At 56.6% G+C, this 24,437-nt stretch carries 20 protein-coding genes; 11 read left to right on the forward strand and 9 right to left on the reverse strand.

The window, feature by feature from the left end:
- Both IEX44_RS16570 and adh read right to left on the reverse strand, forming a co-directional pair.
- Positions 1-387: a DUF779 domain-containing protein gene (locus IEX44_RS16570; protein WP_188696521.1), complete on the reverse strand. Its 387-nt coding sequence runs from the start codon at positions 385-387 to the stop codon at positions 1-3.
- A gap of 82 nt (positions 388-469) precedes the next feature.
- Complete coding sequence (gene adh, locus IEX44_RS16575; protein ID WP_188696523.1) at positions 470-1,990, reverse strand: aldehyde dehydrogenase; 1,521 nt, start codon at positions 1,988-1,990, stop codon at positions 470-472.
- A 285-nt stretch (positions 1,991-2,275) separates the two neighbouring features.
- On the opposite strand from adh, the gene IEX44_RS16580 reads away from it, so the two are divergent.
- Positions 2,276-4,138: a sigma-54-dependent Fis family transcriptional regulator gene (locus IEX44_RS16580; protein ID WP_229679244.1), complete on the forward strand. Its 1,863-nt coding sequence runs from the start codon at positions 2,276-2,278 to the stop codon at positions 4,136-4,138.
- An 84-nt stretch (positions 4,139-4,222) separates the two neighbouring features.
- Here IEX44_RS16580 and dapE read toward each other — a convergent pair whose 3' ends face one another.
- The 4 genes from dapE to fadD form a co-directional block, all read right to left on the reverse strand.
- Positions 4,223-5,353, reverse strand: a complete 1,131-nt coding sequence (dapE, locus tag IEX44_RS16585; protein WP_188696525.1) for a succinyl-diaminopimelate desuccinylase — start codon at positions 5,351-5,353, stop codon at positions 4,223-4,225.
- Positions 5,354-5,424: 71 nt separating this feature from the next.
- Positions 5,425-5,769 (reverse strand): ArsC family reductase, encoded by a 345-nt coding sequence (locus tag IEX44_RS16590; RefSeq protein ID WP_188696527.1) that lies wholly within the window; start codon positions 5,767-5,769, stop codon positions 5,425-5,427.
- Between the two features lie 90 nt (positions 5,770-5,859).
- A complete protein-coding gene (locus IEX44_RS16595) occupies positions 5,860-6,993 on the reverse strand; it encodes a PilT/PilU family type 4a pilus ATPase (protein ID WP_229679256.1) in 1,134 nt (377 codons plus the stop codon).
- 33 nt (positions 6,994-7,026) lie between these two features.
- A complete protein-coding gene (gene fadD / locus IEX44_RS16600; RefSeq protein ID WP_188696531.1) occupies positions 7,027-8,688 on the reverse strand; it encodes a long-chain-fatty-acid--CoA ligase FadD in 1,662 nt (553 codons plus the stop codon).
- A gap of 278 nt (positions 8,689-8,966) precedes the next feature.
- Between fadD and rimP the strand changes: the two genes are divergently transcribed.
- The 9 genes from rimP to IEX44_RS16645 all read left to right on the forward strand — a co-directional run bounded on the left by rimP (position 8,967) and on the right by IEX44_RS16645 (position 19,818).
- Positions 8,967-9,395, forward strand: a complete 429-nt coding sequence (gene rimP, locus IEX44_RS16605; protein ID WP_188696900.1) for a ribosome maturation factor RimP — start codon at positions 8,967-8,969, stop codon at positions 9,393-9,395.
- Between the two features lie 62 nt (positions 9,396-9,457).
- Entirely contained in the window at positions 9,458-10,930 is a 1,473-nt protein-coding gene (gene nusA / locus IEX44_RS16610; protein WP_188696534.1) for a transcription termination factor NusA, read from the forward strand.
- A gap of 15 nt (positions 10,931-10,945) precedes the next feature.
- The gene (gene infB / locus IEX44_RS16615; RefSeq protein WP_188696537.1) at positions 10,946-13,726 is read left to right on the forward strand and encodes a translation initiation factor IF-2; all 2,781 of its coding nucleotides are present in this window, start codon (positions 10,946-10,948) and stop codon (positions 13,724-13,726) included.
- A 147-nt stretch (positions 13,727-13,873) separates the two neighbouring features.
- Positions 13,874-14,263: a 30S ribosome-binding factor RbfA gene (rbfA, locus tag IEX44_RS16620; RefSeq protein ID WP_188696540.1), complete on the forward strand. Its 390-nt coding sequence runs from the start codon at positions 13,874-13,876 to the stop codon at positions 14,261-14,263.
- 9 nt (positions 14,264-14,272) lie between these two features.
- The gene (gene truB / locus IEX44_RS16625; protein ID WP_188696543.1) at positions 14,273-15,184 is read left to right on the forward strand and encodes a tRNA pseudouridine(55) synthase TruB; all 912 of its coding nucleotides are present in this window, start codon (positions 14,273-14,275) and stop codon (positions 15,182-15,184) included.
- 115 nt (positions 15,185-15,299) lie between these two features.
- Positions 15,300-15,569, forward strand: a complete 270-nt coding sequence (gene rpsO, locus IEX44_RS16630) for a 30S ribosomal protein S15 (RefSeq protein WP_188696546.1) — start codon at positions 15,300-15,302, stop codon at positions 15,567-15,569.
- A 463-nt stretch (positions 15,570-16,032) separates the two neighbouring features.
- Positions 16,033-18,162, forward strand: a complete 2,130-nt coding sequence (pnp, locus tag IEX44_RS16635) for a polyribonucleotide nucleotidyltransferase (protein ID WP_188696548.1) — start codon at positions 16,033-16,035, stop codon at positions 18,160-18,162.
- A 178-nt stretch (positions 18,163-18,340) separates the two neighbouring features.
- Positions 18,341-19,321 carry an NAD(P)H-quinone oxidoreductase gene (locus tag IEX44_RS16640; RefSeq protein ID WP_188696551.1) on the forward strand — a complete coding sequence of 327 codons (981 nt, stop codon included), beginning with the start codon at positions 18,341-18,343 and terminating at the stop codon, positions 19,319-19,321.
- A gap of 170 nt (positions 19,322-19,491) precedes the next feature.
- Positions 19,492-19,818, forward strand: coding sequence for a DUF2325 domain-containing protein (locus IEX44_RS16645; protein WP_188696553.1), 327 nt, complete (start codon positions 19,492-19,494; stop codon positions 19,816-19,818).
- A 35-nt stretch (positions 19,819-19,853) separates the two neighbouring features.
- On the opposite strand, the gene IEX44_RS16650 is transcribed toward IEX44_RS16645, so the two are convergent.
- Both IEX44_RS16650 and IEX44_RS16655 read right to left on the reverse strand, forming a co-directional pair.
- Positions 19,854-22,184, reverse strand: a complete 2,331-nt coding sequence (locus tag IEX44_RS16650; RefSeq protein WP_188696555.1) for a sensor domain-containing diguanylate cyclase — start codon at positions 22,182-22,184, stop codon at positions 19,854-19,856.
- A 193-nt stretch (positions 22,185-22,377) separates the two neighbouring features.
- Complete coding sequence (locus tag IEX44_RS16655; protein ID WP_229679245.1) at positions 22,378-23,244, reverse strand: LysR family transcriptional regulator; 867 nt, start codon at positions 23,242-23,244, stop codon at positions 22,378-22,380.
- Between the two features lie 147 nt (positions 23,245-23,391).
- Here IEX44_RS16655 and IEX44_RS16660 point away from each other — a divergent pair, with 147 nt between their 5' ends.
- A complete protein-coding gene (locus IEX44_RS16660; RefSeq protein WP_188696559.1) occupies positions 23,392-23,682 on the forward strand; it encodes a YciI family protein in 291 nt (96 codons plus the stop codon).
- A gap of 71 nt (positions 23,683-23,753) precedes the next feature.
- Here IEX44_RS16660 and IEX44_RS16665 read toward each other — a convergent pair whose 3' ends face one another.
- A complete protein-coding gene (locus tag IEX44_RS16665) occupies positions 23,754-24,422 on the reverse strand; it encodes a Crp/Fnr family transcriptional regulator (protein ID WP_188696562.1) in 669 nt (222 codons plus the stop codon).
- Between the last annotated feature and the right edge of the window lie 15 nt (positions 24,423-24,437).

The raw sequence follows: 24,437 nt of genomic DNA on the forward strand, positions 1-24,437 counted from the left end.
TCAGGCAGCCAGCGGTGCCGGATGTTGTGCCAGCCATGCCCATTCTTCATCCGAATACAGCCTTGAACGGGTCAGGAAACGCAACCCGGTGGGCCGCTCCAGCGAGAACATCCCGCCATTGCCCGGGATCGCATCAATGGTTAACTGCGTGTGTTCCCAATAAGCAAACTGTGACTCGCTCATGTAAAACGGCACACCGCCAATCTCGCCCAGGAAGACGTCAGACGAACCGACCATGAATTCGCCCTTGGGGAAGCACATGGGGGCGCTGCCATCACAACAGCCACCGGACTGGTGAAACAACAACTCGCCGTGCTGCGTCTTGAGTTGGTCAATCAACTTGAGTGCATCAGGTGTAGCTGTGACACGTGGGACAGCGTCTGCCATGGCGCCTCCTTGCGGGTGGGCGGCGGGTTGCCAAGATGACAACCCGCCTTGTGTTGAGCGTGAAGTGTTAGATCACGTCGGATCAGAAGAAACCCAGCGCCTTGTCTGAGTAACTCACCAGCAGATTTTTGGTCTGCTGATAGTGATCCAGCATCATCTTGTGGTTCTCACGCCCAATGCCAGATTGCTTGTAGCCTCCAAATGCCGCGTGCGCCGGATAGGCGTGGTAGCAATTGGTCCACACCCGGCCGGCCTGGATTTCGCGGCCAAAGTGATAAGCACGGTTAACATCGCGTGTCCACACGCCCGCCCCAAGGCCATAGAGTGTGTCGTTGGCAATTTCCAGGGCTTCAGCCTCGTCTTTAAACGTGGTGACGGACACCACGGGGCCAAAAATTTCTTCCTGGAAGATACGCATCTTGTTATTGCCCTCGAACACCGTGGGTTTGATGTAGTAACCCTTGGTCAGTTCGCCATCAAACCGGGCTGGCTCGCCACCAGTCAGGCATTTCGCACCTTCTTGTTTGCCCAGATCCAGGTAAGACACAATCTTTTCAAACTGTTCTTGTGAGGCCTGCGCACCGATCATGGTGTTGCCATCCAGCGGGTGCCCCTGGCGAATCGCCTCAACCCGTTTGACCGCACGTTCCATAAAGCGCTCGTAGATCGACTCCTGCACCAGTGCGCGGGACGGGCAGGTACATACCTCGCCCTGATTCAGCGCAAACATGGCAAAACCTTCCAGTGCTTTGTCAAAGAAAGCGTCGTCGGCTCGCATCACATCATCGAAGAAGATGTTCGGGCTTTTGCCGCCCAGTTCCAGGGTAACGGGAATCAGGTTCTGGCTGGCATATTGCATAATCAACCGGCCAGTGGTGGTTTCGCCGGTGAAGGCAATCTTGGCGATACGTTTGTTGCTGGCCAGCGGTTTGCCCGCCTCCAGGCCAAAGCCGCTGACCACGTTAAGCACGCCCGGCGGCAGTAAATCGCCAATCAAATCCAGCAGCACCATGATCGACGCGGGTGTTTGCTCGGCGGGCTTGAGCACCACGCAATTGCCGGCAGCCAGGGCGGGGGCAAGCTTCCATGTCGCCATCAGGATCGGGAAGTTCCACGGAATGATCTGGCCGACCACGCCCAGTGGCTCATGGAAGTGATACGCAATGGTGGTGTGGTCGATTTCCGAGATGCCGCCTTCTTGCGCCCGTACCGCACCGGCAAAGTAGCGGAAGTGGTCAATCGCCAGCGGGATATCTGCTGCGCGGGTTTCGCGGATGGGCTTGCCGTTATCGATGGTCTCGGCCACAGCCAGCAATTCCAGATTGGCTTCCATCCGGTCGGCAATCTTGTTCAGGATGTTGGCGCGTTCGGCAGGTGAAGTCTTGCCCCAGCTACCTTTGGCAGCGTGAGCGGCATCCAGCGCCAGTTCTACATCAGCGGCTTGCGAGCGTGGCACCTGGCAGAATGGCTCGCCAGTAATGGGAGAGACATTATCGAAATACGCGCCATCGACTGGGGCAACCCACTTGCCGCCAATGTAGTTGTCATATTGTTTGCGGTACGGAAACGGCAAGTTCAAAAACTTCATCTCAGCGTGGTTCATTTGACCGGTTCTCCTCTTTGAGTGGGTCAGGCGTCACACCTGTACCAGCCCGGGCGGGGCTAACCGGTTTATTGCAAGGGGCGTGCCACGTGGTGAAGATCCGGTGAAGATTCATCAAGTCATTGATATCAAAATTGTTTTTCTGGACTCGCCACCGTGTACAACGCCGCTTTTGCGCCATATTGCAACAGGTGTTACATTGAGTTGTGAACACTCAAGGCTTTGATTTGAAAGAAAAATCTGGTTGCACTGCAACATGGATTTATACACTTGAGGAATGCTGCGGTGCCTCATACTGCTTCCCCGTCCCCCGCTGCGGGTGACTCACTGGCGTACGCTTTGCCGCTGGATATTGCCACGCTGCAAAGTGCTCATGCCCGCTCTCGCGGTTTTGGCTTGTCTGAGAATGCCCGTCCGGATTACGCCCTGCTCACGCCCAACGCGCTGGCGCAAGAGGTAGACCGCCACCGTTTGTTCTACCAGCACGCGCTGCCGCTGGTAGAAACGCTGTATCAGCAGATTGCCAATACGCACAGCATGATCGTGCTGACTGACGCCTCTGGTCTGGTGTTGCATTCGTTGGGCGATGATGACTTTCTGGCCAAGGCAGAGAAGGTGGCGTTGCAGCCCGGTGCCGTGTGGACAGAACAAAACCAGGGCACCAACGCCATCGGTACCGCATTGGCTGAGTTACGACCCGCCACCGTGCATGGCGACCAGCACTTTCTGAAAGCGAACCAGTTTCTGACTTGTGCCAGCGTGCCCATTCTTGACCCCCAGGGCGGCCTTTCTGGCGTGATTGATGTCACCGGGGATTGCCGGGGCTATCACCGGCACACCATGTCATTGGTCCGCATGTCCGCGCAAACTCTGGAAAACCAGCTCCTGCGAGACGCATTTACTGATGTGCTGTACTTGGGGTTTCATGGTCGAAGAGAGTTCGTTGGCACCTTGATGGAAGGGATCGCCGTATTTTCACTGGATGGCCGACTACTGGCCATGAATGCCAGCGCCCGCTTCCAGTTAGGTCTGGATGATGAAGTCGCCGCGCAGCAGTTCGATCGGTTGTTTGATCCCGGTCTGGAGCAAGTGCTGGCGCGTTGTCACGCAGCGGGCGAGGGCTGGATGCCGCTGTGTCTGCACAACGGTGTGCTGGTACAGGCGAGGGCGCAATTACGCATGCGGGCGTTGCCGTCAGTTGGCCGCCCGGCACCGCGGCTGTCGCGGCTGGGTTATCTGAATACAGGCGACGCACAATTGGCCCGCGTATTGGAGCGCGTTGGCAAGGTGCTGGGGCGTGATGTGCCGGTGCTGATCACGGGAGAAACCGGTACTGGCAAAGAAATGCTGGCACAGGCCATGCATGCAGATTCGCCGCGTGCAGACAAACCGTTTGTGGCGGTGAATTGTGCCTCTATCCCCGAAACGCTGATCGAATCCGAACTATTTGGTTATGCCGATGGGGCTTTCACCGGCGCGCGCCAGAAGGGTCACCGCGGCAAGATTGTGCAGGCGCATGGCGGTACGCTGTTTCTGGATGAAATTGGTGATATGCCGTTGGCTTTGCAGGCACGGTTGCTGCGTGTATTGCAGCAGCGCGAAGTCATGCCACTGGGCAGCGCCCAGGCGATCCCGGTTGATATTGCACTGATCTGTGCCACGCATTGCGATTTACCTGCCATGGTGCAAGCCGGTGAGTTCCGCGCTGATCTGTATTACCGCATTCAGGGTCTGACAGTGCGATTGCCGCCGACGCGGGAGCGCACCGATCTGGCCGCTGTCATCCGCAAAATGCTCAATACCGAAAGTACTGCGCAGGTGCGCTATACATTGTCTGCGCAGGTGATGGACTTGTTCCTCGGATATTCATGGCCTGGTAATTTCCGGCAGTTGTACAACGTACTGCATACGGCGTGTGTACTGGCGGGGGATGAGGCCGAGCTGACCCTTGAGCATTTGCCAGATGATTTTGTGGCCGTGGCCGAAGAGGGCGAGTCAGCCGATTGCGCCATGGCCAATGGACGCCTTGCCACAGTGACGCAAGCCGCCATTAATGCCGCCCTGGCCGAACATGAGGGCAATGTGTCTGCCGCCGCCCGGGCGCTGGGCGTATCGCGCAACACCATTTACCGCAAACAGCGGCACTGATACAGAACGTTGCTGGAAGGCCCAAAACAGAAAGAAAAAAGCCGCGAATTTCGCGGCTTTTCCTTGAGGCGACGATCGCGGTAATCAGGCGATCAGCTTTTCCAGTACACGGCGATAGACACCAGAGAGCTTGGGCAAATCAGCCACGGCGACGCATTCGTTGAGCTTGTGAATGGTGGCATTCAGCGGCCCGAATTCGACAACTTGCGGGCAAAATTTGGCAATGAACCGACCATCAGAGGTACCCCCGGTCGTCGACAACTCTGGTGTCACACCGGTTTCTTCTTCAATGGCGGACTGAATGCTGCTGACGAGTTCACCCTGGCCGGTCAGATACGGCTCGCCTGAGAGCGTCCAGCTGATTTCATGTTCGACGCCGTGCTTGTCCAGAATGCTTTCCAGCCTGGCTTTCAGCGTGTCGGCGGTGTTTTCCGTCGAGAACCGGAAGTTGAACAGGACTTCAACCGTGCCCGGGATGACGTTGGTTGCGCCCGTGCCACTGTGCATGTTGGAGATCTGCCAGGTCGTGGGCGGGAAGTATTCGTTACCCTTATCCCATTCGGTTTCGACCAGTTCGGCCAGAGCAGGTGCAAAGCTGTGGATCGGATTTTTGGCCAGGTGCGGATAGGCAATATGCCCTTGCACGCCGTGCACAATCAGGTGGCCGGAGAGCGAGCCGCGGCGGCCATTCTTGATCATATCGCCAAACTGTTGCGAACTGGTGGGCTCGCCGACGATGCAGAAATCGATCTTCTCGTTACGCGCCGCCAGGGTTTCGATGACCTTGACGGTGCCATCGTGCGCCGGGCCTTCCTCATCGGACGTAATCAGAAAAGCGATCGAACCCTTGTGATTGGGGTGATCCTTCAGGAAACCTTCGGTGGCGGTAATGAACGCCGCCAGCGACGCTTTCATGTCGGCGGCGCCACGACCATATAGCATGCCGTCACGGATTTCCGGGGCAAACGGGTCCGAGTGCCAGCGATCCACCGGGCCTGTAGGCACCACATCGGTATGGCCGGCAAACACCAGCACCGGGCCGCTATCGCCCTTGCGAGCCCAGAGGTTATCTACCTCGCCAAAACGCAGGTGCTCAATATGGAAACCCAGATCAGACAGCCGCCGCGCCATGATGGTCTGGCAGTCGGCGTCATCGGGGGTGACAGAGGCACGGCGCATCAGCGCTTCGGTCAGTTCCAGGGTGGGATCGCTCATCGTCTTCGGTTTTTCTCGTGGTGTGTTCAATTGTTCAATGGATTGCTTAACGCGTCAGGCCGGCTTCTGGCTTAACGGAAAAGACTTTCATACAAATCGGGTTTATAGCCCACGGTGATCTGACCATCGCGATCCAGTACCGGACGTTTGATGACAGACGGCTGAGCCATCATGACGGCCATGGCCGACGCTGCATCGACTACGCTGGCTTTGGTCGCATCATCAAGCTTGCGCCAGGTCGTGCCTTGACGGTTAACCAAAGGCTCCCAGCCGATCTGGGCAATCCAGCCGGCCAGCAGCTCCTGGCTGACGCCGTTTTTCTTGAAGTCATGCCATGCGTATTCATGGCCTTGTTCAGTCAGCCAGGTGCGGGCTTTCTTGACGGTGTCGCAATTCGGAATGCCGTAAAGCTTCATGGGTGTACTCACATGCTGCAAATGGAAAGGGCGTTACCCAATAAAAAGGGCCGCTTTTTGGGCGGCCCTGATTATGCGGCTTAACGCTGATCAATGCAGGGAAATGTTGAAGTTCAAGTCGGCCGCTTCGGGCTCGCCTGACTTCTTGCTGGAGGCGGCATCTTGCTCTTCAACCGTTTGGGCGTTGTTCACCATCCAGGACAGGTTGGTGGCAGAGTCTGCATTGCGCAGGGCTTCATCCAGATCCACTTCGCCCGCGCGATAGAGGCGATAGAGCGACTGTTCAAAGGTTTGCGAGCCTTCGGCCAGGCTTTGCTCCATGGCTTCCTTGATGTCAGAGAGATGACCATCACGGATCAGCTCGGAAATCCGGGCGGTGTTTAGCAAGATTTCTACGGCCGGGATCAACTTGCCCTGTTTGTTGCGGATCAAGCGCTGCGAAATGATGGCCTTGAGCGAGGTCGAAAGGTCGTACAGCAGGCTTTCCCGGGCTTCTTGCGGGAAGAAGTTCACCATCCGCGCCAGCGAGTGATAACTATTGTTGGCGTGCAGTGTACTGATACACAGGTGACCGGCCTGTGCATATTGCATGGCGTAAGTCACGGTTTCGCGGTCGCGCATTTCGCCAATCATCAGGACATCTGGTGCTTCACGCATCGCGTTTTTCAGTGCGTCGTTAAAGCTGTGCGTATCGACACCCACTTCGCGTTGGTTCACGAGGCTTTTTTTGTGGGTATACAGATACTCAATCGGGTCTTCCATGGTCAGGATGTGCCCGGAGTGATTCTGGTTGCGGTGTTCCAGCATGGCGGACACTGTGGACGATTTGCCGCTACCGGTTGCGCCAACCACCAGAATAATCCCGCGTTTTTCCATCACCAGGTCTTTTAACAGACCCGGCATGCGCAGTTCTTCGAGCGTGGCGGCGTTGGGCTTGATAAAGCGCACCACCATGGCCACGCTGCCACGGCTTTTGAATACGTTGATCCGGAAGCTGCCGACGCCTTCCAGCGCCATGCCCATGTTCAGTTCCAGATCTTTTTCAAACCGCGCAATTTGTTGCGGGTTCATGATCTGGTAGACCAGTTGCTTGACGTGGTCGGCACCTAGAACCTGATTGTTGACCGGATAGCACACACCCTGGATTTTGATCGTGATCGGCGCGTTGGCCGACAGGAACAAATCAGAGGCCTGGCGCTCCGACATGAGTTTGAAAAACGGCATCAGGTTCACGGCAACTCCCTCCCGATCATTCATTTAGCCCTGGCGCAGTTCTCTTCGCAAAATCTTGCCCACGTTGGATTTGGGCAATTGATCGCGGAATTCAACCTGGCGCGGGACTTTGTAATTAGTCAGTTGTTCACGGCAATACGCGATGATTTGCGCTTCCGTGAGGGTTGGATCTTTCTTCACCACAAAAATCTTGACTGCTTCGCCGGATTTGTCATCCGGTACACCAATACACGCCACTTCCAGTACGCCTGGGTGTTTGGCAACCACGTCTTCCACCTCATTGGGGTAAACGTTGAAGCCAGAAACCAGCACCATGTCTTTCTTGCGATCCGCGATGCGGAAGAACCCGGTCGGAGACATGATGGCCACGTCGCCCGTGCCCAGAAAACCGTCATCGCCGAGGACCTTGATGGTTTCGTCCTTGCGTTGCCAGTAGCCCTTCATGACCTGCGGGCCTTTGATGAACAACTCGCCGGCTTCGCCCGGTGGCAAGACCTGGCCTTGATCGTTGCGAATCTGCGCGTCCGTCGATGGGATGGGCAAACCAATCATGCCATTGTATTCGCGCAGCGTCATCGGGTTGATCATGGCCGCAGGGGAGGTTTCGGTCAGGCCGTAGGCCTCTACCAGCGTGACGCCAGTGACTTTTTTCCATTTGTCAGCGACGGACTGCTGTACCGCCATGCCGCCACCCAGAGTGAGGCGCCAGGTGGAGAAATCCAGCTTGTTGAACTCTTCGTTATTCACGAGGGCGCCAAACAGCGTATTCACGCCGGTAATCGCCGTGACCGGATATTTGCCAAGTTCTTTTACAAAACCAGGGATATCGCGCGGATTGGTGATCAGCAAGTTGGTTGCGCCCAGCTTGGTGAAGATCATGCCGTTCGCGGTGAGCGAGAAGATATGGTAAAGCGGCAGGGCGGTGACGATCAGTTCCTGGCCATCGCGTACGGCGCCAGAAATCCAGGCGTGCGCCTGCTGCATATTGGCGACGATATTGCCGTGCGTCAGCATGGCGCCCTTAGCGACACCGGTGGTGCCACCGGTGTATTGCAAGAACGCCAGATCGTCGTGTGTGAGGCGAACCAGGCTGAAATGCAGGCCTTGGCCGATCTTGATTGCGCTATTGAAGGAGACTGCGCCGGGCAACGAGTACGCGGGCACCATCTTCTTCACATATTTGACCACGCTGTTCACCAGCAAGCGCTTGGGGAAGTCCAGCATGTCTGCAATTTCGGTCACGATCACGTGTTTTACGTTCGTGCCGCTGATCGCTTTTTCGAGTGTATGGGCAAAGTTGGCGACAATGACAATGGCTTCGGCGCCTGAATCTTTGAGTTGGTGTTCCAGCTCGCGCGGTGTGTAAAGCGGATTGACATTTACCACGACCATACCGGCCTTCAGAATGCCGAACAAGGCGACCGGATATTGCAGTAGGTTGGGCATCATGATGGCGACGCGGGTGCCGCGAGCCAGTTTCAGATCCTGTTGCAGGTAAGCTGCAAACGCGGTGGTGAGCTCATCGAGCTCGTGATAGCTGATGGACTTGCCCATATTGATGAACGCAGTCCGGTCGGCGTATTTGACCAGCGTTTGCGCGATCACATCCGGGATTGACGAGAACTCGTTCATGTTGATCTCGTGCGGGATTCCGGCGGGGTAACTGGAAAACCAGGGGCGGTCCATATATCTCTTCTCCATGTTGAACCTGCAGAGGGGTTCTTGTTTTGGCGATACTCTAGTGCCGGAACGTACAACCAACAAGCGGGTTATCCATTGTAGCGTCCGGGTTTACGGCAGAGTTTCGCCAAAGTCTTGTTTCTGATAGAATCGGGTTTATCCCCTGGTGAGGCGTTTTACGATCAGTTGATCGAGGCCCTTGCGCAGTAGGGAGTGCTTGAGAATGGGCGCTGTTGTAGCAGCCCATTTTTTGTTTGCGAAAAGGATTTTGCGTTTTTATGGCAGTGAGTCTGCAAAGCGTGCTTGAACTGACCGTCCCGGGGCTCGGATACGAGCTGGTGGATGTGGAACTGGCCCAGAACGGGCTGGTCCGCATTTTCATCGACAAACCGGGCGGCATCACCGTGGAAGATTGTGCCACGGTCAGCAACCATCTCCAGCGTTTGTTCGAGGTGGAAAACATTGGCTACGAGCGATTGGAAGTGTCGTCGCCCGGGCTTGATCGCGCGTTGAAAACGCCTGCTGATTTCGAGCGTTTTGCCGGCCAGATGGTGCGTGCAAAGCTGCGCCTGCCGCTGCCGGACAAACGCAAGCGTCTTCTGGGCAAACTGATTGGCTATGAAGACGGCCGCGTTGTAATTGAAGCCGATGGCGAGCGCATCAGCCTTGAAATGGCGCAGATCGATAAAGTGCGTCTGGAACCGCAGTTCTGATTCCAGACGGTGAGTGAATACCGACAATACAGCTGGCCGGGCTTTGCCGGGGGAAATAGACAATGAGCCGTGAAATTCTGTTGCTGGTCGACGCACTGGCGCGTGAAAAGAATGTTGAAAAAGACGTCGTGTTTACCGCGCTGGAACTGGCATTGGCTTCGGCCACCAAGAAGCGTTACGACGATGAAGTAGATGTACGTGTTTCGATCGACCGTGACTCGGGCGACTATCGCAGCTTCCGCGTCTGGACTGTGGTGGAAGACAACGACCACGAAGAGCCATCGCGCCAGATCGCAATTACGGATGCACCGGATTACGACAAGAATCTGAAACTGGGTGATACCTGGGAAGAAGAACTCGAGCCGATCGAGTTTGGCCGGATTGGCGCGCAAACCGCCAAACAGGTCATTCTGCAAAAGATTCGTGACGCTGAGCGCGAGCAGAACCTGAATGACTTCCTGGATCGTCGTGAACATGTTGTCAACGGCACCATCAAGCGCATCGAACGTGGCAACGCGATTATCGAACTGGGCAAGCTTGAAGCCGTATTGCCGCGTGACCAGATGATCCCCAAGGAAAACCTGCGCGTGGGTGACCGCGTGCGTGCTTTCCTGTTGCGTATTGATCGCCTTGGTCGTGGTCCGCAACTGGTGTTGAGCCGTATTGCGCCGGATTTCATGGGCAAACTGTTCGAGATGGAAGTGCCGGAAATCGAAAACGGCCTGATCGAGCTCAAAGGCATTGCCCGCGACCCAGGCATGCGTGCCAAGATCGCCGTCAAGTCCAACGATCAGCGTGTTGATCCGCAAGGCACTTGTATTGGTGTTCGCGGTACCCGTGTGAATGCGGTGACCAACGAGCTGGCTGGCGAGCGTGTCGACATCGTGCTGTGGTCGGCTGACCCGGCGCAATTCGTGATCGGCGCTCTGAGCCCTGCTGACGTGAGCTCCATTGTTGTGGATGAAGAAAGTCACGCGATGGATGTGATCGTTGACGAAGAAAATCTAGCCATGGCGATTGGCCGTGGCGGCCAGAACGTGAAGCTCGCTTCCGAACTCACGGGCTGGAAACTGAACATCATGACGGTGAATCAGGCTGAAGAGAAAAACGAAGCCGAATTCACCAAGGTCCGCGAGCTGTTCGTCAAAGCGCTGGATGTGGACGAAGATGTGGCCGACGTGCTGGTGCAGGAAGGCTTTAACACGCTGGAAGAAGTGGCCTATGTGCCGCTGAATGAAATGCTCGAGATCGAGGCGTTTGATGAGGATACCGTGAACGAGCTGCGTGCCCGTGCCCGTGATGCCTTGCTGACCCAGGCCATCGTGCATGAAGAGCAACTGGAGCACCAGACGGAAGATCTGAAGAGTCTGCAAGGTATGACAGCCGATCTGGCTGGCAAGCTGGCAGAACACGATATCCATACGCGAGACGACCTGGCCGAACTGGCTGTCGACGAACTGGTGGAAATGACCGGTATCGCCGACGACGATGCCAAACAGCTGATTATGAAGGCCCGCGAGCATTGGTTCGCATAAGGCGGGAGGAATTGCATGAGTGAACTGAAAGTCAGTCAATTCGCGGCAGAGCTGAAAATGCCGTCGCAAGAATTGCTGGAGCAACTGCGGGCGGCAGGTGTCGCCAAGCAAAGTGAATCGGACTCCGTGACGGCCGAGGACAAGTCGCGCCTGCTGGACCATTTGCAAAAGAAGCATGGTGCAGCTGGAGACAAGCCGCGCATTACCCTGCAACGTAAACAGACCAGTGAAATCCGCAAGACCGATGCGACCGGCAAGGCCAAGACCATTCAGGTTGAGGTCCGGAAAAAGCGTGTGGTCGTTACGCCGGAAGGCGGTCAGCCCGCCGTTCAGGCTGAAGCACCGGTCAGCAATGCTGCACCGTCTGCGCCGATTGTAGATGCCAACGAGCGTGCAGCGCGAGAGGCGGAAGCCAATCGCCAGAACGAACTGTTTGCCCGTCAGGCCGCAGAGATGCGTGCCAAGCATCACCGCGACCCGCGTCCTGAGCCCGTTGCCGAAGCCGCAGTCGTTGATGCTGCTCCGGTCGAAAACGTTGTGGCTGAGGCCGCATCGGTGCCTGCTCCGGTAGATGCCCCCGTTGTGGTTGAACCGGTTGCAGCTCCCGCAGTTGTGGCATCGGCTCCTGCCCCAGCCCCGGCACCCGTTGTTGCGGAACCAGTGCCAGCTCCAGCCCCGGCGCGAGCTCCGGCCCATGCCTCGACCCGTTCGGATGATTCGCGTCCGCGTATCGGCATGCGCGTTGAGTTGCGCAAGCCGCGCAACGAACCGTTGCGCGCCCCGGAACCCGCCAAGGCTGCTGCGCCAGCACCGGCACCATCCCGTCCTGCTGACAAGAAGAAGGGCGAGAAGGGTAGCTGGGAAGAGGAACGCAAAGCAGGTGGTGGTGCAGGTGGCGGCAAGAAGGGCGGCGGTTTGCGCACCAAGGGTGGCGATGCCACCGGTGGCAACGACTGGAAGTCCCGCAAGGGCGGCGGTCGTCACAGACAGCAACAGCATGATGCGAACGCGCATGCCTTCCAGGCGCCGACCGAGCCGATTGTGCACACGGTAGACGTGCCTGAAACCATCAGTGTGGCTGATCTGGCCCACAAGATGGCGGTGAAGGGTGTTGAGGTCGTCAAGGCGCTCATGAAAATGGGCATGATGGTGACCATCAACCAGGTGCTGGACCAGGAAACCGCGATGATCGTCGTGGAAGAAATGGGCCACACCCCGGTCGCTGCCAAGCTTGATGATCCGGAAACCTACCTGGGCGACGACGATAAGGGCGAGCACGAACTGTTGCCGCGCGCTCCGGTTGTGACCGTCATGGGTCACGTTGACCACGGCAAGACGTCGCTGCTGGATTACATCCGTCGCGCCAAAGTGGCCGCAGGTGAAGCTGGTGGCATTACGCAGCACATTGGTGCGTACCATGTTGAGACCGAGAAGGGTGTGATCACCTTCCTGGATACCCCGGGTCACGAAGCGTTTACCGCCATGCGTGCTCGCGGTGCATCTGCGACGGACATCGTGGTGCTGGTCGTTGCTGCTGATGATGGCGTGATGCCGCAAACCATTGAAGCGATTCACCATGCCAAGGCGGCTGGTGTGCCGATGGTGGTTGCAGTCAACAAGATCGACAAACAAGGTGCCAACGCAGAACGCATCCGCCAGGAACTGGTTGCACAAGAAGTTGTGCCGGAAGACTGGGGTGGCGATACACAGTTTATCGAAGTCTCTGCCAAGCAAGGCACGGGTATCGACAATCTGCTTGACGCCATCTTGCTGCAAGCCGAAGTGCTGGAACTGCAGGCTGCAATTGACGCGCCGGCCAAGGGCATCATTATTGAAGCCCGTCTGGACAAGGGTCGCGGTGCCGTGGCGACCATGCTGGTTCAGTCCGGTACCCTGAAGAAGGGTGACGTGCTGCTGGCGGGCGGTGTATTCGGTCGTATCCGTGCCATGCTGGACGAAAACGGCAAGCCGATTACCGAAGCAGGCCCGTCCATCCCGGTGGAAATTCTGGGCCTGTCCGAAGTGCCGACCGCCGGTGAAGACGCCATGGTGCTGGCTGACGAAAAGAAGGCGCGTGAAATCGCCTTGTTCCGTCAGGGCAAGTTCCGTGATGTCAAGTTTGCCAAGCAACAGGCAGCCAAGCTGGAAAACATGTTTGCTCAGATGGCCGAAGGTGGCGAAGTTCAACGCCTGCCGATCATCATCAAGAGCGACGTGCAAGGCTCGCTGGAAGCGCTGGCCGGTTCGCTGCAAAAGCTCTCGACCGACGAAGTCCGCGTCCAGATCCTGCACTCGGCCGTGGGTGGTATCAGTGAGTCTGATATCAACCTGGCACTGGCTTCCAAGGCTGTGGTCGTGGGCTTTAACGTGCGTGCCGATGCGGCCGCTCGCAAGCTTGCTGAGCACGAAGGCGTGGATATCCGTTACTACAACATCATTTATGATGCGGTAGATGACGTGAAGGCAGCGCTCTCGGGCATGCTGGCGCCAGAGAAGAAGGAACAAGTGATCGGTCTGGTGGAAATCCGCCAGGTGTTCGTGATCTCCAAGGTGGGTTCGATTGCCGGTTGTTACGTGCTGGACGGCATGGTCAAGCGCGGTGCGGGTGTCCGCGTACTGCGCAACAACGTGGTAATCCATCAAGGCGAACTCGAAACGCTCAAGCGCTTCAAGGATGATGTCAAGGAAGTCAAGTCTGGCTACGAGTGTGGCCTGCAGCTGAAGAACTACAATGACATCCAGGAAGGCGATCAGTTGGAAGTCTTCGAAATCGTTGAAATCGCACGCACACTGTAATGGTGTGAGTGAGGCGTGAGGGTGGTGGTGTGAGGTGTAAAACCTCCACCCCCGCGCCGGTGGCGCAGGCATCTGCCTGCGCCTTTTGCTTTTATATGAACGCGTGCGGGCTACACCTCACCCCCACGCCTGATGCTTCACATTCCTATGCCTAGACAGACAAAGAACTACTCGCGTGCCGATCGCTTGTCGCAGCAATTGCAACGCGACACGGCTGAACTGATCCGCGCTGAGCTTGATCACCCCAAGGCCTCGTTGATCACGATCACTGACGTTGAAGTCACGCGTGATTACTCGCATGCAAAAATTTTCTACACCTTCCTCGGCACGCCGGAAGACGCGACGGACATCGCAGACAAGCTGGAAGCGGCCAAGGGCTTTATCCGCAGCCAGCTGGCCAAGGGATTGTCGCTGTTCAAAATGCCAGAACTGCATTTTGAATACGACCACTCGGTTGAGCGTGGCATGGCCCTCGACAGCTTGATCCAGAAGGCGGCCAGCCTTTCGAAGGCGCCGGACGACGAGCAGGAAGGCTGAGTCTCGCGAATGGCGAAACGAAAGATTGATGGTGTCCTTTTGCTGGATAAGCCGTTTGGCGTATCCAGCAACAATGCTTTGCAAAAAGCCCGCTGGCTCTTGCAGGCAGAAAAAGCGGGTCACACCGGGGTCCTTGACCCATTTGCCACTGGTCTGTTGCCGTTATGTTTTGGCGAAGCCACCAAGTTTGCCCAGCGTATGCTTGACGCCGACAAGGGTTATCGCGCCACGCTACAACTCGGGCAGGTGTCAACCACGCTAGATGGCGAGGGTGGCATCACGCGTAGTGGTGAGGTGACCTGCGATCTCTCGCAAATCAACGCGGTTCTCAAGGCGTTCACCGGCGATATCGAACAAGTGCCGCCGATGCATTCGGCACTCAAGCATCAGGGCAAGGCGCTGTATGAATACGCGCGACAAGGTGTCGAGATTGAACGTGCGGCACGTGCCGTGACGATTTATTCGCTTGATATCGTCAGCTTTGAGCGTGATGTACTGGTGCTGGACGTGTCCTGCTCCAAGGGCACCTACGTGCGCACACTGGCCGATGACATTGGCCGTGTCTTGGGTTGCGGGGCGTATCTGGCTGGTTTGCGGCGTACGCGTACGGCCGGGTTTTTGCTGGATGACGCAATTGGGCTGGATGAATTGGGCCTGCTTGAAATGCCGCAGCGCGAAGCACGCTTGATGGCACCGCAGACGCTGGTGACCGATTTGCCGCAGATTGAACTGTCTCCTGAGGACACTGACCGCATTTTGCATGGCATGAGTGTCGGCCGTCGGGCGGAATGGCCCGATGGAGCGGGACTCTTCCAGCTTTACGGCTCGCCGCAAAACGGGCATAATCGCGCGTTCCTTGGTTTGGGCGAAGTGGCATCCGATGATGTGCTGCGGCCCAAACGTCTGCTAGCTACGGCGTAAGTAATGAGTGCAGTAGCTGGTTAATGGAGCAAACCCGGGTTAGTCGCTCGGATTTGCTTGTCTGGTCTGAAAACCGCTGCAGTGGTGGTTTGAGACCATTTATCGGAGTAATAACATGACTGTTTCTGTTGCCCAGAAGGCTGAAATCGTAGGTCAATTCCAACGCGCCGCCGGTGATACCGGTAGCCCGGAAGTGCAAATTGCACTGCTGACCGCTCGTATCAACGACCTGACCCCTCACTTCAAGGCCAACGCCAAGGATCACCACTCCCGTCGTGGTCTGCTGAAGATGGTTTCCCGTCGTCGCCGCCTGCTGGACTACCTCAAGCGTACTGATGCTGACACCTATCGCGATGTGATCGCGAAGCTGGGTCTGCGCAAGTAATGGTCCGCGAAAAAGTCGCAGTGAAAACTGCGACTTTTTTGTTTGTGGCATGCCGCCTTGCCCTGATGGTGAGGCGGGCAGAGGGCACTTGCCCATTCATTCTGGTCAGGTAAATAACCAGAATGAATAGGCAGGTGCCTTTTCCTTTTTCCGGGGTACCGGATTGAAAAGGCAGCCTGGTTGTACCGTATGTTTGTCAAATCGCAGTTCTGGCGGCAAACAAACGGGTGTTGGACTGTGCTGGAACTGGCGGTTACGGACAAGGTCTTGTGAAAGCGAAGCGGCATGCTGGTTGCGCGTCATTGGCGCAGCGGCAAATCGCCTTGTGGCTTCGCTCTTTTGTCCCGGATGGTACTGGCTTGCGCCGAACACAACGCGACCAGCATCGTCTCCCGGCCTGACCGCAGCGGCAATCGCACGCGCTTGTGGCCGAAAAGCGCATCACTGAAAAGGATAGCAATCCGTGTTCAATAAAATTTCGAAGTCTTTCCAATACGGCAAACACACCGTAACACTGGAAACGGGCGAAATCGCCCGCCAGGCATCCGGTGCGGTTCTGGTTTCCATGGATGATACCGTGGTGCTGGTCACTGTCGTGGCAGCTCGCGGCGTAAAACCCGGTCAGGATTTCTTCCCGCTGACCGTTGATTATCAAGAGCGTACCTACGCTGCGGGTAAAATCCCCGGCGGTTTCTTCAAGCGTGAAGGTCGTCCTTCCGAAAAAGAAATTCTGACCAGCCGCCTGATCGATCGTCCGATCCGCCCGCTGTTCCCGGAAGGTTTCTTCAACGAAATCCAGATCATCGCCACTGTCGTGTCGCTTGATCCGCAAATTGACTCTGACATTCCGGCCATGATCGGTGCTTCCGCAGCACTGGCTATTTCCGGTGTGCCGTTCCAGGGTCCGATTGGCGCTGCTCGCGTGGGTTATGCCAATGGTCAGTACCTGCTGAACCCGACCAAGGAAGAACTGGCCAGCAGCCAGCTGGACCTGGTGGTTGCCGGTACTGAAAAAGCGGTGCTGATGGTGGAATCGGAAGCGCAAGAACTGTCCGAAGAAGTCATGCTGGGCGCCGTTGTGTTTGGTCACGACGAAATGCAAAAGGCCATCAAGGCCATCAACGAACTGGCTGACGAAGTCAATCCGGAACTGCTGGAGTGGGACGAACCCACTGCGGACAGCGCGCTGGAAGCCCAGATCGCTGAAATCGCCGGTGCCGATATCGGCGCAGCGTTCCGTATTGCCCAGAAGCAAGCCCGTACCGCCAAACTGGGCGAAGCCTGGGACAAGGTAAAGGCTGCTCTGATCACCGAAGAAACCGATACCCTGCAAGCGAACAAGATCCGCGGCATTTTCCACAACATGGAAGCCAAGATCGTTCGTAACCAGATTCTGGATGGTTTCCCGCGTATCGACGGTCGTGATACCCGCACTGTGCGTCCGATCACCGTTCGTACCGGCGTACTGCCGCGTACCCACGGTTCTGCACTGTTCACCCGTGGTGAAACCCAAGGTCTGGTTGTGGCCACCCTGGGCACCAAGCTGGACGAGCAGAAGATTGATGCACTGGCCGGTGAGTACTCCGACCGCTTCATGCTGCATTACAACTTCCCGCCGTACTCCACCGGTGAAACCGGCCGTGTAGGCACGCCGAAGCGCCGCGAAATCGGCCACGGTCGTCTGGCCAAGCGCGCGCTGATCGCTGTGCTGCCGACGGCTGAAGAGTTTGGTTACTCCATGCGCGTGGTGTCGGAAATCACCGAATCCAACGGTTCGTCTTCGATGGCGTCTGTGTGCGGTGGTTGTCTGGCGCTGATGGATGCCGGCGTGCCTCTGAAGAAGCATGTGGCTGGTATCGCCATGGGCCTGATCAAGGAAGGCAACCGTTTTGCCGTGCTGACCGACATCCTGGGTGACGAAGATCATCTGGGCGATATGGACTTCAAGGTAGCGGGTACCGACGCTGGCGTGACCGCGCTGCAGATGGACATCAAGATCGACGGCATCACCAAGGAAATCATGAAGGTCGCTCTGGAACAGGCTCAAGCTGGTCGCCTGCACATCCTGGGCATCATGAAGTCTGAAGTGGCTGGCGCGAACGCAGAAGTGTCGCAACATGCTCCGCGTCTGTACACCATGAAGATCAACCCGGAAAAGATCCGTGACGTGATCGGCAAGGGCGGTTCCGTGATCCGCGCACTGACCGAAGAAACCGGCACCCAGATCGACATCCAGGAAGACGGCACGATCACCATTGCTTCCATCAGCGCTGAAGGCGCCGATGAAGCCAAGCGCCGCATCAGCGAAATTACCGCTGAAGTGGAAATCGGCAAGATCTACGAAGGCCCGGTTGTCAAGATTCTGGACAACAACGTTGGCGCTATCGTATCGATCATGCCGGGCCGCGATGGTCTGGTGCACATCAGCCAGATCGCCAACGAGCGCATCAAGAACGTCTCTGACCACCTCAAGGAAGGTCAGGTTGTTCGCGTGAAGGCACTGGAGCAAGACGAGAAAGGTCGTGTACGTTTGTCGATCAAGGCTGTGTTGAACGATGAAGCTGGTACCGCCCCGGTGGCACCGGAGGCTTAAGCCTCCTGCGTGAACCCGGCGGCTTTGGTCGCCGGGAGTATGCCCTTTGAAAAACCACGGCTTGCCGTGGTTTTTTCTTGTCTGTCAGTCTGGCAGCCAGACCGTGCCAAGTCGAACTTTCACGCAACCTGGTCATCCCATATGCTGATGCCCTGATAAAAATTCTGGAGAACCAGTCATGCGAGCCATTGTGCAATCCGCTGCAGGCGGCCCTGAAACCCTGCATCTGGGTAATGTAGACCTGCCACGCCCCGGCCCGGGTCAATTGCTGGTCAAAGTCAAAGCTGCGGGTATCAATCGTGCGGACCTCATGCAGCGTGAGGGGAAATATCCGCCACCGCCCGGAGATTCGACCATTTTGGGATTGGAGATCGCCGGAGAAGTAGCCGCGTTGGGTGAAGATGTCTCCGGTTTTGTCATTGGCGATCGCGTTGCAGGGTTGGTGGGCGGTGGTGGTTATGCACAGTTCTGCGTGCTTGATGCCGGTGTTGCGATCACGCTTCCGGACGAGCTGGATGACGTCTCCGCTGCCAGCTTGCCTGAGGCCTGGATGACCGCCTGGTTCAATCTGGTTGAACTGGGTGATCTGCGTGAAGATATGCGCGTACTCATCCATGCTGGTGCATCAGGCGTCGGTAGCGCGGCCATACAGCTTTGCAAAGCCCATGGCGCGTGGGTGGCGGTCACGGCGGGTGGGGCAGAGAAGGGGGCGTATTGCGCGCGCCTCGGAGCCGACATGGTGATCGACTACAAGACTCAGGATTTTGCTGCAGAGATCAAACTGGCCGGAGGCGTTGACTTGATTCTGGATGGCGTGGGGGGGGACTACTTACCGCATAACCAGGCTTGTTTGAATCCGGATGGCCAGATCATCGTGATTGGTATGCTGCGTGGCCCACAGACCGAGGCAAACATGGGCTTGCTACTGGTCAAGCGACAGACAGTGCGCGGATCTACATTGCGTCCACAAGCGTTGCCGGTGAAGCGTCGGTTATCCCGGCAGGTGCGTGACTATGTGCTACCGCGTCTTGTCACTGGCGCATTGCAGGTAACGGTAGACAAGGTGTTTGGCTGGGAACAAGCGGCTGAGGCGCATCAGTACGTGGGCGCAGGTAAAAATCTGGGCAAAGTCATTTTGCAACTTGCAGATGAGCCATGAGGCATGTTTGTGGTGAGCAAGCGCTTGCAGAAGTTCCCAAGGGTGGCTGACAAAACTGTAATATATAATTGTTGATAACAATTCTCATTTAGATTAGAGTGCATTCCATCGAATCACCGGGCAACGTGTTCCGGTGTTTCACCACCAGTTACCTGGCGATGGAGTGCTTCATGAATGCTTTTATTGTTGGTGCAGATACCCTTGGCAATATCCCGGACGTGCTGAACCAGTACGGGATTGCCATCCACAAACACGTGTCAGGCCGTAATGCTGCCCATCAGCGCAAGCCTGCCACGCTCAAGGGTGTGGATTTGATTATCCTGTTCACGGATTTTCTGGGACATAACGTCATGCGCCACTATCGCGAAATGGCGCACGAAGAAAACATCCGCTTTGTGGCCTGCCGCCGGTCGGTGTGTGCGCTTTCGCAAAGCCTGGATAAAGTGTGTTCCCCGACCAAACCATGCGACGACTGTCCGGCTCGTAAAAAGCACTGAAAGTCATTCACGTTGTTCGCCTGGTATGCAAGATGTCAGGCGGTCTTGCCCTCTTCGGTACTCCCGCCGACAGCAGGTGCGAAGCGATAGCCGTTTTTGGTGGTTTGCTTGACTTCATACATGGCCGCATCGGCCGCAGACAATAGTTCTTCGGCGTTAACGGGTTCGCCGGGCTGATGCAATGCAATGCCGATACTGGTCGAAAGCGTGATTTGATGCTCGCCCAGATCAAACGGCTGCTGCATGGCTTGCACAATTTTCTGTGCGACACGCGTGGCATCAATTTGGGGGTTTTGCAGGTCTTCCAGCAAGATGGTGAATTCATCCCCAGCCAACCGGGCGACTGCATCTGTCTTGCGTACACAGGCTTGCAGGCGGCGTCCGAACGTGGTCAACACCTCATCGCCGGCGTCATGTCCAAAGCGATCATTGACTGCTTTGAAGCCATCCAGATCAAGAAAAAACACAGCCAGCGCCTGCGGATGCCGTGCCTGACGCTCGCATGCTTGCTCAATCAATTGCAAGATCGCGCGCCGATTGGGCAATCCGGTTAACGGGTCTTCCATTGCTTCACGGCGCAATGTTTCTTCCAGGCGTTTGCGATCAGTCAGATCAACACCCAGCGCGTAGCAGCCGCGCACGTGACCGTCTGGCGCCACGTCTGGCACCATGCTCAGACGGACATCCCGAGGCTTGTCGCCGGAATCCAGATGGATATCTCCCGCGCATTTCTTGCCAGCTAGCGCGCTGCGAATCAAGCCCTCAATCAGCTGCCATTCTTCCGGTGAGACCACGTCGGGTATCGGCAGATCCATGATTAACTGCGGATCGCGACCAAACCAGTCTTCATAGGTCGCGTTCATATACCGGCAACGCAGGGTCGATTCGATATAACCGATCAGAACCGGCACGTTATCCATGATGGTCTGCAACTGTTCCTGGCTTTCTCGTAATTGCGCCTCGGCATGTTTTCGGGCCGAGATGTCGTGCAGAAAGATATTGAACAAATAGCGACCGTTATCCCAGATCGGCGACACGGTCTTTTCTACTTCAACAGGATGACCATCTTTGTGGCGGGCGTGCATTTCGCCGCGCTCGAACAATTGCGGTAAATCGGCAAACTCTACATAAGCACGAACGGCGGCGCGCACTTCGTCCCGATGCTCTGGCATGATGATCAGATCTGCAAAATTGCTGCCCAATGCTTCATCGCGGGTCCAGCCGAAGATTTCGGACGCCTGCTGATTCCACTCCAGAATCGTGCCTTCTGGCGTGGCGCCGACAAATGCTTCCAGCGCGGTGTCCAGCGTATCGCTCAACCGGCGCTTTTTGATCAATGTCTGATCCTGGATCACCCGTAACTCGCCCAAGGCCCGCGCCAGTTGTACGTTGGCGGATGAGAGTTGCTGTGTGCGTGCCGTGACTTCGGCTTGCAGGCTGGCTTGTAACTCCTGCAAACGCGCTTCCGCTGCCTTGCGTGCAGAGATGTCCTGCGCTACCAGTACGAGGAACCACGGCTGGCCGGTATCACCCCGAAACAATGAATAGGTGAATTCCACCCAGACTTTGTGGCCATCCCGATGCAAGATCTGTTCTTCGCTGCGTTCTACCTCGCCCCCATTGATCAGACGTTCTCGCCGAGCGGCCATTCGTGCGGCAGCCTCAACATCCAGCAACTCATCCAGCGGCACCGCCAGCAGCGAGGTGACGTTATACCCCAGTAAATTGGCAAAACGCGCGTTCACCCGCAGCCAGTCACCATCAAGGCTCCGATGCGCCAGCCCAACGGCAGCCTGATCAAACGTGCTGCGAAACAGGCTTTCCTGGTGGATGATTTCTTCACTGGCGCGTGCTTGCGACAGAGAGGCACGAATGGCGAACTCACGCGCGTGCAACTCCTTTTGCACCAGCGTCGCGACGTCAACCAGCATGTGGATCCCGGCTTCATCGAGCTTGCGCGGGTGCGGGTCGAACACGCAGAGCGAGCCAATGCGGTACCCACTCAGCGTTTTGAGTGCTTTGCCGGCACAAAAGCGAATATACGGTGGGCCAATGACCGAAGGGTTATCGTGAAATCGCGGATCAACACGTGCGTCTTCCATGACCAGCAGATCATCTTCGATGATGGTGTGACCACAGAACGAGACATCGCGCGCGGTACGTTTGCCGGTAAATCCGTAACAGGATTTGAAGAATTGGAAATCCGCAGCAACGAGTGAAATCAGCGCGTTTTCGACCCCAAATACTTTGGCTGCCAGTCGGGTCAGCCGATCCAGTGCAGGATCAGGGTCGCTATTGAGCAGATTCAGCTGGTTCAGCGCTTGCAGGCGTGCTTCTTCGTCTGGCGGAATAGGGGCAACGATCATGCCGCACCTGCGATGTGATCAATTTTGCAGGCTGGCGCGTATGAGCGGGTCTGAGACAAGTTGCCTGTCCTCCGTGTTTTCTGAAAACCGGGTGGCGATCTATTCTTCCTGGATAATAGGCTGTTTTGCGGCCAAATTCGCGGTCGCATTGACGCGGGTTACGGGCATTTCTGACGGAACCGGGTGCAGCCGATCAGACTCCGAAGTGCGTCAGCATGAAGTTGATGAACTCGCTCAGCTTCGGTGTGGGCTGCCGGTCCGCCTGATAAATCAGATGCATGGGGCGGGCCGGCGGTGTGAAATCGGGCAGTAATTGCACCAGACGTCCCGTGGCCAGATCATCCGCAAGCACGGGTTCGGACTGCATCACAATGCCAAACCCGGCAAGCGCTGCATTGCGCAACGCCTGGCCATTATTGATGGTCAGGCGGGCGGGAACTTGCACCTGAATTTCGCCGGCTTCGCCAAACATGCGCCAGGTGTGTTCGGTTTCCCATCGCAAAAAGTCCATGCACTCATGCTGAGCCAGTTCATCGGGCTGTACGGGCGTGCCATACCTGGCCAGATAGTCCGGGCTGGCACATAAGAGCATCCGATAGGGGCGCAAGGGGCGGGCAACCAGCCCCGAGTCACTGAGTTTGCCGATGCGGATGACAGCATCGTAGCCATCCTCAACCAGATCAACCACGCGATCATTCAGATGCAAGGCCACGCTGATTTCAGGAAATGTTTGCAAAAAGCGGGTGAGGGTCGGGGAGAGCTGGTTGGCACCGAACGAGACCGGCGCACTTACGCGCAACTCGCCGCGAGGGGCATTTCGCAAGATATCGACACTGGCATCTGCCGCCTCGACCTCCATCAAGGCCTGGCGGCAACGCTGGTAATAGACGCGTCCTGCCTCGGTGAGCCCCTGGCGGCGGGTAGTGCGGTTAAGCAGGCGTACGCCCAAGCGTTGTTCCAGGGCCTGCACATGCTTGCCTACCATGGTGGCTGAGATGTCGAATTCTCTCGCCGCTGCGGTAAAGCCGCCAAGGTCCACCACCCGCACAAAAATCTGCATGCTTTGCAATCGATCCATATGCTTATTTAAAACCATGAGTTGCAGGTGTTAAAAAACATAGCATATTTATCGTTTTTTGATTGGCAATGACAATGGTCTCGTGCCTGCAAAACGATAGGCGTTTTGCCACAACAAGGAGAACGGATCATGTATGTGCTTACTGCCAGCTATGCCCAAAGCCCCGCCGCGGTCGAACCCCATATTGCTAGTCATGCCGCTTGGGTCAAGCGCTACCTTGATGCGGGCGTGTTCCTGGCTGCCGGCCCCAAGCGCAGCGGGCTGGGAGGGGTGATTCTGGTGCACGTCCCATCCCGTGAAGCATTGCGGGAAATCCTGGCAGAAGACAGCTATGTCATTGCTGACGTCGTGAACTATACGATTGATGAGATCGAGTTCAAGGCAACGGTGCCGGAGCTGGCAGCACTCAAGGGCATTTGAGGCTTCATGCCCGACAAATAAAAAAGCCGACCAGCAGGTCGGCTTTTTCTGTCCTGATCCAGCGATGTAAATCAGAAACGTTCTGGCATGCGCTGCAGCAGAATGATGCGTTTGTTTTCCAGACGCACGTAACCGCCAAAGACCAGTTCCTTCAGGATTCTGGCAATCATTTCACGCGAAGAACCAACGCGATCGGCAATAGCCTGCTGCGTCAGCGGCTCATTGATGATCATGGTGCCATCGGCTTGCTCATGCACCATGCCTTCAAACAGGGCGCGCACGCGGCCGTAGACATCCAGCAATGCCAGGTTTTTCATGGTGGCGGAAAGGCGACGCACCATGCGGGCCAGCGACAGGATCAGTTTGTCTTTGACTTGCGGATAGGCATCGAGCGCAGTACGGAAATCTTGCTTGGTGAACATCAGGAAGGTGGAATCTTCCTCGCACTGCGTGGACCAGCTGCGCGGTTCATCATCAATCATTGAGGTTTCACCAAACACATCGCCGGCTTCACCAATCAGGAACACAAATTCCTTGCCTTGATTATCGCTGGTGAAAGAACGCGTGCGACCTTCCACGAGAAGATACATGGCTTCGCCCGGGTCGCCTTCGCGAAACAGAAAGGTGCCCTTGGGCAGATGACGGCGTACCGCAGCCTGAAGGACCACTTCCAGGTCTTCGTCTGAAAATCCTTCAAATGCGGGAATCTGGCCGAGAAAGTTTTTCAAAGTAGTATCCATCTATGAAACATCTCC

The organism is Silvimonas amylolytica (genome assembly GCF_014645555.1).
Classification (GTDB): Bacteria; Pseudomonadota; Gammaproteobacteria; order Burkholderiales; family Chitinibacteraceae; genus Silvimonas; species Silvimonas amylolytica.

Excerpts from the sequence above, each read along its gene's own strand:
- dapE (WP_188696525.1), bottom strand. The coding sequence starts at position 5,353 with ATGAGCGATCCCACCCTGGAACTGACCGAAGCGCTGATGCGCCGTGCC.
- IEX44_RS16660 (WP_188696559.1), top strand. The coding sequence starts at position 23,392 with ATGTATGTGCTTACTGCCAGCTATGCCCAAAGCCCCGCCGCGGTCGAA.
- adh (WP_188696523.1), bottom strand. The coding sequence starts at position 1,990 with ATGAACCACGCTGAGATGAAGTTTTTGAACTTGCCGTTTCCGTACCGC.
- truB (WP_188696543.1), top strand. The coding sequence starts at position 14,273 with ATGGCGAAACGAAAGATTGATGGTGTCCTTTTGCTGGATAAGCCGTTT.
- fadD (WP_188696531.1), bottom strand. The coding sequence starts at position 8,688 with ATGGACCGCCCCTGGTTTTCCAGTTACCCCGCCGGAATCCCGCACGAG.
- IEX44_RS16650 (WP_188696555.1), bottom strand. The coding sequence starts at position 22,184 with ATGATCGTTGCCCCTATTCCGCCAGACGAAGAAGCACGCCTGCAAGCG.
- IEX44_RS16655 (WP_229679245.1), bottom strand. The coding sequence starts at position 23,244 with ATGCAGATTTTTGTGCGGGTGGTGGACCTTGGCGGCTTTACCGCAGCG.
- IEX44_RS16590 (WP_188696527.1), bottom strand. The coding sequence starts at position 5,769 with ATGAAGCTTTACGGCATTCCGAATTGCGACACCGTCAAGAAAGCCCGC.
- rpsO (WP_188696546.1), top strand. The coding sequence starts at position 15,300 with ATGACTGTTTCTGTTGCCCAGAAGGCTGAAATCGTAGGTCAATTCCAA.
- IEX44_RS16645 (WP_188696553.1), top strand. The coding sequence starts at position 19,492 with ATGAATGCTTTTATTGTTGGTGCAGATACCCTTGGCAATATCCCGGAC.
- rbfA (WP_188696540.1), top strand. The coding sequence starts at position 13,874 with ATGCCTAGACAGACAAAGAACTACTCGCGTGCCGATCGCTTGTCGCAG.
- IEX44_RS16570 (WP_188696521.1), bottom strand. The coding sequence starts at position 387 with ATGGCAGACGCTGTCCCACGTGTCACAGCTACACCTGATGCACTCAAG.
- nusA (WP_188696534.1), top strand. The coding sequence starts at position 9,458 with ATGAGCCGTGAAATTCTGTTGCTGGTCGACGCACTGGCGCGTGAAAAG.
- IEX44_RS16640 (WP_188696551.1), top strand. The coding sequence starts at position 18,341 with ATGCGAGCCATTGTGCAATCCGCTGCAGGCGGCCCTGAAACCCTGCAT.
- infB (WP_188696537.1), top strand. The coding sequence starts at position 10,946 with ATGAGTGAACTGAAAGTCAGTCAATTCGCGGCAGAGCTGAAAATGCCG.
- IEX44_RS16595 (WP_229679256.1), bottom strand. The coding sequence starts at position 6,993 with ATGCCGTTTTTCAAACTCATGTCGGAGCGCCAGGCCTCTGATTTGTTC.
- IEX44_RS16665 (WP_188696562.1), bottom strand. The coding sequence starts at position 24,422 with ATGGATACTACTTTGAAAAACTTTCTCGGCCAGATTCCCGCATTTGAA.